This window comes from Tsukamurella pseudospumae (genome assembly GCF_001575195.1).
GTDB lineage: Bacteria > Actinomycetota > Actinomycetes > Mycobacteriales > Mycobacteriaceae > Tsukamurella > Tsukamurella pseudospumae.
Genome location: NZ_LSRF01000019.1, coordinates 1 through 7,443, shown reverse-complemented (window position 1 = coordinate 7,443; position 7,443 = coordinate 1). Strand labels below are relative to the sequence as shown.

The window sequence follows — 7,443 nt, the reverse complement described above, 5'->3', positions numbered from 1 at the left end:
CGGCGAACTTCTTGGCGAGCTCGAGATCGGGCTTGCCGGTCTCCATCCAGATCATGTCGGCGTAGGGCGCGTAGGCCTTGGCACGGGCGATGCAGGGCTCGACACCGTTCTTGATGCCGAAGAAGCCCTCGGACGTGCGGGTGCCGTCGAGGAAGGGCTTGTCACGGTCGTCCACGTCGGTGGTCAGCAGCGTGGCGGCCTCGGCGTCGGTACGGGCGATCACCACGGTCGGGGTGTTCGCGACGTCCGCGGCCAGACGGGCCGAGGTCAGGGTGCGGATGTGCTGCTGGGTGGGGATGAGCACCTTGCCACCGAGGTGGCCGCACTTCTTCTCCGAGGCGAGCTGATCCTCCCAGTGGGTACCGGCGGCACCCGCGGCGATCATGGCCTTCTGCAGCTCGTAGACGTTGAGCGCGCCACCGAAGCCGGCCTCGCCGTCGGCGACGATCGGCACGACCCAGTTGTCGACGGCGTTGTCGCCCTCGACCTTGGCGATCTCGTCGGCACGGAGCATCGCATTGTTGATGCGGCGAACGACGGCCGGAACCGAGTTGGCCGGGTACAGCGACTGGTCCGGGTAGGTGTGGCCCGCGAGGTTCGCGTCGCCGGCGACCTGCCAGCCGGAGAGGTAGATGGCCTTGAGGCCGGCGCGCACCTGCTGCACGGCCATGTTGCCGGTGAGGGCACCCAGGGCGTTGATGTACGAGCCGTCGCCCTTGGTCACGCCGTCCCAGAGGATCTCGGCGCCGCGCTTGGCGAGCGTGTTCTCCTCGACGACGGAGCCCTGGAGCTCCTCCACCTGAGCGGCGGTGTAGTCGCGCTTGATGCCGTTCCAGCGCGGGTTGGTGTCCCAATCCTGCTGGATCTCTGCGGCGGTCCTCGGCTGTCCGACGGTACTCGTAGCCATATCAGAAGTTCCCTTCATCATCATCTGCGTCGATTCGACTCGCCGCACGAAACGGTCAGCGAGTCGCCGTCATTGCTTACAGTACAGTCGTACTGTAAACATCAAGTTAGCATAGACCAGCACCGTTTGGCCACCGCACTTGCCGGAAACTCGTAGACATATTTTCCACACCGTCGCGCCCCCCCCAGAATCGCCATCGCTCAAACCATCGATTCCGCTACGAGTGCCCGTCAAGGTGATTTCTACCACTTCCAGTGTCATGCACAATTCCGCGAATTGCGCCAAGCCGAGAGTGAACCAGGCGTCTCGAGGAAGAATACTAGCTCAGCGGCGAGAACACCGCCTCGCCGCAGGCAGCTCGACGTCACCGCAGATCGCGTGCGCAACCGTAACCGCCGATGCCGAAAGAATATGAACGCCATTCACAATCGGCAACGACGGGTCTTCCGCTCCAATCCGATGAATGATCGGACTGCGCTGAATCGGTGACCGGACGCGTCCGCGTCCTGCTGCCAGCACTAACCGCTTAAAAAAGCGATGTCCGTCGGTCGTGTAACCGTGACGCGTGAAACCGATGCTGCTGGCGTCAAACTTCGACGTTGTCAACAAGCCGATCTCCAGAAACTTCTGAATCTGCAGCGCGTTATCGATGCACAGTGCATTAAGCGCACGACTTAGATCAGGTGCGATGGTGGTCGCCTCGCCTCGAAAGGTGGTGTTCATGGTATCGATCAGATCGAGGCAGTGTCTGGACCATGACGCCGAGATTGGAGTGCTTAACGCCGCGTCGATATCATCATTCAGGACAGAACCGGCATGATTCGTGTCGTCGACACCGGGTTGGACCGGAAGCAACGAGTCCGAATCGATCGCCCGTATGACAGAGTTCGCCCAATCCGTATTCGCGATACCATGGGACGGGCGCGGTAGCCGATAGTGCAGTTGAGTCACGGCCGAACCGCGTGGTGATGCTAGTTTGACTGCCGGAAACAATCCGCTGCGCGAGACCAGGTGACAGGGCTCGCCGCGAGCGCACAGCGCCAATGCTGTATCAACTGCAGTTGGGCCCATGCCGACGATCAGGTTGGACGGCGCAACTTGGCTTAACGCCGATGGTGCGTACGGATCTAGCACGGCACTCGAGGACGGCACGTTATTGAGGAGTTGACGGAGCGCGACGGGAATGGCGGGGTCGCTGTAGCCGCGGCACAACACAATATGGTCAAACCGCTGCTGGCTGCCATCGTTGCCTGTGACTACTATCTTCCCGTCATTTGTCTTGTGGTAGCTGACCATGGTGGTCGTCCGCAGCGAAAATGTCACCGATTCGAGGTGCTCCTTGATCGTGCGTCCGACGTCAGTCCGTTTGCAAAAGTTCGAGCCAGGCGGCGTGATGGCGCGCAGTCTCGTCGTTAGCGATCGTTGTCCGAGGCTGAAGGTATCGAGGTCGGTATTCGTGAGCCCACTAAGTCGACCGTCGCCATCCGTGTGGAACGCGGAGCTCTCCAGAATGTCGCTTGGCGAGTAGACTACCAGGTCCGCGCCTGGCGCGGTGTCCGCAAGCGCCGAGACGACACTGGCGCCGGCAAAGCCGCCACCGATGATCGCGACGCGCACCATTAGGTATGTTCCTCGAATAGGCCCTCGACCGCGCTCAGCGCTGAATCGAGGTCATCGATGATGTCCGCGATGTTCTCGATCCCGACCGACAGTCGCACCAGGCCTGGCGTCACGCCTGACGCGGCAAGCTGACTAGCGCTCAACTGGCCGTGGGTGGTTGAGGCCGGATGCAGTGCGAGCGAGCGGACATCGCCAATATTGGCAAGATGGCTGTATAGCGACAAACTGTCAACAAGCGCTTGTCCCGTAGTTCGACCTCCTTTGACCTCAAAGCTAAGAACCGAACCAGGGCCAAGGGGGCACAACTTGGCCGCGAGTGAATTCCAAAGAGACGATGGCAATGATGCATAGTTTACGCATTCGACAAGCGGATGGCTGTCTAGAAACTCTGCCACCGCCAGAGCGTTGGTCACGTGACGTTCCATGCGGAGGCTCAACGTCTCGATACCAACACCGATGAGGAAGGAATTGAGTGGCGCCAAACATGCGCCGATGTCTCGAAGCAAGTTCAATCGGATCTTGGTGGCAAACGGATCTGGGCGATCCACGTAGCGGAGTCCTGCGTAGCCTTCGTCGGGCACTGTGAACGCTGGGAACCGTCCGGTCGTCCAGTCGAATGTGCCGCCGTCGACGATAATCCCTCCAACGGATGTCCCGTGGCCGCCAAGAAATTTCGTTGCGGAATGAACGACCACGTCGGCGCCCCAATCGATGGGGCGGCAGAGATACGGCGTGGCCGCGGTGTTGTCAACGATCAAGGGAATGCCGCTGCGATGTGCAACCTCTGCCACTTCAGGTATATTGAGTATTTCGCCGCCGGGGTTAGAAATTCCCTCACCAAAAAGGGCTGCTGACTGCGGACGAACTTCTCGGCGCCAACTGTCCATATCATCAGGATCGTCAACGAACGAGACCTCGATGCCAAACTGCTTCAGGGTGCGGCTGAACAGGGTGTACGTGCCGCCAAATAGCTTCGGAGACGTCACGATGTGATTGGTGTGACGGCTATCGATGATGTTCATGACAGCGTAAAATACGGCCGCGAGTCCGGATGAGACGGCTACAGCGCCGACGCCACCCTCGAGGATTGCAATGCGCTGTTCGAGCTCGTCGTTCGTCGGATTGGATATCCTCGAGTAGACGTGTCCGTTCGCCTTCTGCTCGAAGAGCTGAGCGGCCTGCTCCGTGGACTCGAACTCGAATGACGCAGTCTGAAAGATCGGCTGGGCACGTGCGCCATGAGCTGTGGTTGCGCTTCCGGCATGAAGCTGGTCTGTTTCGAAATGGGGTGTCATTCTAACTCCGGCTGGCCTGACGCTGAGACGCCTGCGTGTCCCACGGCTGGCGTGGTTTGAACGGCAACAGAGTGAGCGCGGCGGCTCCTGTGTCGTCCGCGTAGGACACCCCGAGGCGATCTGACGGTGTGTGTTGCGCACGGTTGAACGTTCCGAATATGCGGTCCCACCAAGAGAACACGTTGCCGTAGTTTGAATTGTTGTCAGCGTGGCGAGCATGGTGATGAATCACGTGAACCTTCGGGGTGTTGATAACCCGACTCACCCACTTCTCCACATGGCCGGGAAGGCGAACGTTCGTATGATGGAACACCGAGGTTACGAACAATGTGATCAGAAAGACCGTGAAGTACAGCGTTGGCACGCCGAGTGTCGTAACGATCGCAAGGAGAACCGCCTGTTGGGTGAGCGACTCCAGGAAGTGCACCCGTACACCTGTTGTGATATCGATATCATTGTCCATGTGGTGGATTTGATGGTAACGCCACAGTAATGGGATAAGATGGTTCATCCTGTGAAGCCAGTAGCCGGCAAGATCCAAGATGAGCACGGTGGTAACGATGCCGACCATGATCGGCAGCTGCGCAATCAGATTGGCGTGAAGAAGATGGCGCAGCGGGACGGACAGCGCCACACTAAAAGGTGGCAGTACCGCGTGACTTATGACGGTCAAGGTGAGATTGCGCGTCCGTCGTGTGACGATGAGTTGCTTGGATTGCTTCCACTCACGCCCAATCATTGACTCGGATAGTCCGAGGAGGGCCAAGACTATGATCTGAATCGCGATCAATTGCACGGTTGAGCTTCCCTGTTTTATCAGTTTAGCGGTGTTGGGTGGTGCGGTTGAGGCGTAACAGCTATTCAGTAGCTATTGCCGTTGGTCGATCTTGTTCACTGTCTTGGCCATCTCAAGACCGGCCGGCACCCCCGCGTAGGCCGCAACGTGCAGGGCGACCTCGACGAGTTCTTCCGGGCTGGTTCCGTTGTTGTCGATTGCGGCCTTGATGTGAAGCTTCAGTTCCTCGCTTCGACCTAACGCCGCGAGGATCGCGGTGGTGATCAAGCTGCGCGTCGACCGGTCCAGGCCATCGCGTGCCCACACAGATCCCCACGGCGCTTCTGTGATGAGGTCAAGCAGGGGCCTGGCGGGCGCCCAGTTCGTCAACGTGGTCTCGACGTAGTGATCGCCGAGGACTTCTCGGCGTACCCGATCGCCCGTGTCGAACTTGTCACTCATTTCCGCAGACTCCTGATCCGGCCAGCTCGGTGCTGTTCCGTCGTAGGCCGAGAGCGGCACGGGCGACGGCGTCAGCATCGCTCAGGATGACCGATCCAACGCCGGGCCGAACTCCGGCTGCTGTTGCCCAATGAACACCTTCAGTGGGAATACCGAACGCGAACAGGTTCCTGTGCGCTCCTCCGTCACGGTCCACCACCCGATACGGGCTCGGCGTAACGTCGATCGCGCCCGTGACGTATGTCGTGAATCCCTGATCGAGCTGGTGCACGCGAGCGAGGCCGGACGCAATGAGGTTCGTCAGGAGCTGGTCGCCGCTGAACTGGGAAGACATGTCCGGGAGCCGGGCGTCGACAAGCATCGTTGCAGAATGCGTGCTGTCGGGGATCGCGGGCGAATACGCCACAAATCGTCCGTCGCTACTCGGATCGACACGCATCCCGGGGCCCACGATCGAGACGACATCGGCCTCGATGAGCGCAATCAGCTCTTCGATTCGAGACGCCGGAGGCCCGATCGACAGAAAGGCATTGTTGGGGGTGTAGGTGCTGACGATGTGCTCCCGGTACGAATGAGCGGAGACAACGCCGTGGTCGATGACCTGGCGAGCCTCATTGCGGAGGTCGCGCATAACGTCTACCGCAGCCTTGACCGGATTCGACTTGTTGCCCTCGCGCGCGAGCTGAAGATCGGAGCGAAGGTAGTCCAGGAGCCACGCCCGAAAGTCAGCGCTGGTCTGTGTTGGGGCCGAAGCTGCGGGGTTGAGAATATTGTGCCAGTTGAACTGGCGGTCGGCTGGCAGTCCCAGCTGGCTAAGCACCTGCGCCTTGGCTGTTGGGGCCTCAGCGACCGCGCTGAAGATCTCCTTCTCAGGAACGGCCGGGAGAGCGGCTTTGGCATACGCGAACTCGACCTCAGCTCGAATCAGCGGCCAGACGTCCGTGTTGAAGTCTACCGGGGTCCCGGCCGCGGCTCGTTGTTGCATCTGGTCAATGACCGATTGCGTGAGAAAGCGAGGTTCGTGGCGTTCCGACACCCCCTTCTGGTTGGCGCCGCGCGCGTGATGCGGAACGCCGCGGCGGCAGCCGGCGATGATGTGTGGCTCTCGTCCGGAGCGGATGTACCGGAGCGTGCCGTCGCCGTCGGCCCGCTCGAATCGGCCACCCCGTGCCACAGTGAGCAGACTGAGGTAATCGAAGAAGCACAGGCCGAGTCCGCGCAGAATAACGGACTGGTTGGCTGGAATTGACGAGGTGTCGACGTCAGCTGGATTCGCTGGCGGGATGTACGTCACGTCGTTTTGGCTGGCGAATCGCGCGAGTGCGTCGGTTTGTGGCGATGCCGGCAGATGGCCGAGGGTGAGGATGACGCTGTCTGCAACGTGGGAACGTCCCGTATCGGTCTCGAGCAGCCACGTGTGCCCCGCCTGAGCGATGTTCGAGATTCTGGCGAGGTGCGGTGTGACAGCGACGTTTTGAGCGGCCCGGTCGAGTGTGCGGCTGAGGCACCAAAGGAGGTAGTGGCCGTATAGCGCTCGACTCGGATAGTCGTTGGCGTCGAGCATCGCAGCCTCAGTCCGCAGTGTGAAATCGTCGATAGCGTTGCAATGCCCTTCGCTGAGCCATTCATACATGCTCGGGCCAGGGCATATTGGACCATCACACTCGATGGTGTCATCGGTGAACATCGTGATTTGCGAAGTGACGGTGTTCATGAGGAGTTGTGGGGCTTGGTCCGGGCGCCAGACCTTCCCCGCACCTACCGATGTGTCGTCAAACACCATGACCTCAACCGAGGTCTCGCGGTGTGCGCGGGCGTTTTCGACTAGCCGCTCCAAGGCAGCGAGCCCGCGCGGTCCTGCTCCAACGATTGCGATTGTTTGCTCCACGTTACTCCCCATTCGTGTGTGTTCGGTGTTAGCCTCGATCTTTCGTGAGGTGGTCGTCCCCTCCTGATCGGTTTCGGATTGGTGTCCTCGAGTGAGGGTTTCGTTCGTGGGCATGGTGATGCGGCCCGGTGTTGCGTCGGGTGGCGTCGGGTTCCACTGTCCCGTGGGGGTGTTTCGTGATCGGATTGTCAAGGAAGTCGTGTCGGTCATGTGGGTGCTCGCATCCGGTTCAGGCGCTGTAGGCCGGCGATCAGCAGGCCGGTGTCGGGGGCTGTCGCGGCGAGGTGCAGGCGGGTGCGGCGGGCGTGCCGGGCGATGGATCCGGCGATGCAGAAGAGTCGGTGGCGCAGTCGTTTGGGTTCCCACCGGCGGGCATCATGGCTGGTCAGGGCGAGCATTTGGGTCCAGGCTATGAGGTCGGCAGCCAGCGCGGCGATCGCGGTCCAGATCCGGTTCTTCGCGAACCGGTGCAGGGGGAGGTTCCGCAGGCCGGTGT

Annotated in this window: 7 protein-coding genes; all 7 read right to left on the bottom strand. The window is 60.6% G+C overall.

Going from position 1 to position 7,443, the window contains the following annotated elements:
• On the bottom strand, positions 1-907 hold a 907-nt coding region (gene aceA / locus AXK60_RS09755; protein WP_068570960.1), incomplete at its 3' end, for an isocitrate lyase.
• 324 nt (positions 908-1,231) lie between these two features.
• Complete coding sequence (locus AXK60_RS25755; RefSeq protein WP_082777938.1) at positions 1,232-2,527, bottom strand: FAD/NAD(P)-binding protein; 1,296 nt, start codon at positions 2,525-2,527, stop codon at positions 1,232-1,234.
• Positions 2,527-3,822, bottom strand: a complete 1,296-nt coding sequence (locus AXK60_RS09750; protein WP_068570959.1) for an O-acetylhomoserine aminocarboxypropyltransferase/cysteine synthase family protein — start codon at positions 3,820-3,822, stop codon at positions 2,527-2,529. Before AXK60_RS09750 ends, AXK60_RS25755 begins: the two co-directional genes overlap by 1 nt.
• Before the next feature lies 1 nt (position 3,823).
• Positions 3,824-4,618 (bottom strand): sterol desaturase family protein, encoded by a 795-nt coding sequence (locus AXK60_RS09745; RefSeq protein ID WP_068570958.1) that lies wholly within the window; start codon positions 4,616-4,618, stop codon positions 3,824-3,826.
• Between the two features lie 72 nt (positions 4,619-4,690).
• Positions 4,691-5,059: a carboxymuconolactone decarboxylase family protein gene (locus AXK60_RS09740; RefSeq protein ID WP_068570957.1), complete on the bottom strand. Its 369-nt coding sequence runs from the start codon at positions 5,057-5,059 to the stop codon at positions 4,691-4,693.
• A complete protein-coding gene (locus tag AXK60_RS09735; RefSeq protein WP_082777937.1) occupies positions 5,052-7,157 on the bottom strand; it encodes an FAD/NAD(P)-binding protein in 2,106 nt (701 codons plus the stop codon). The genes AXK60_RS09740 and AXK60_RS09735 overlap by 8 nt, the downstream gene beginning before the upstream one ends.
• Positions 7,154-7,443: transposase (locus AXK60_RS09730; protein WP_068982517.1), on the bottom strand; the 290-nt coding region annotated here is incomplete at its 5' end. The genes AXK60_RS09730 and AXK60_RS09735, both read right to left, overlap by 4 nt.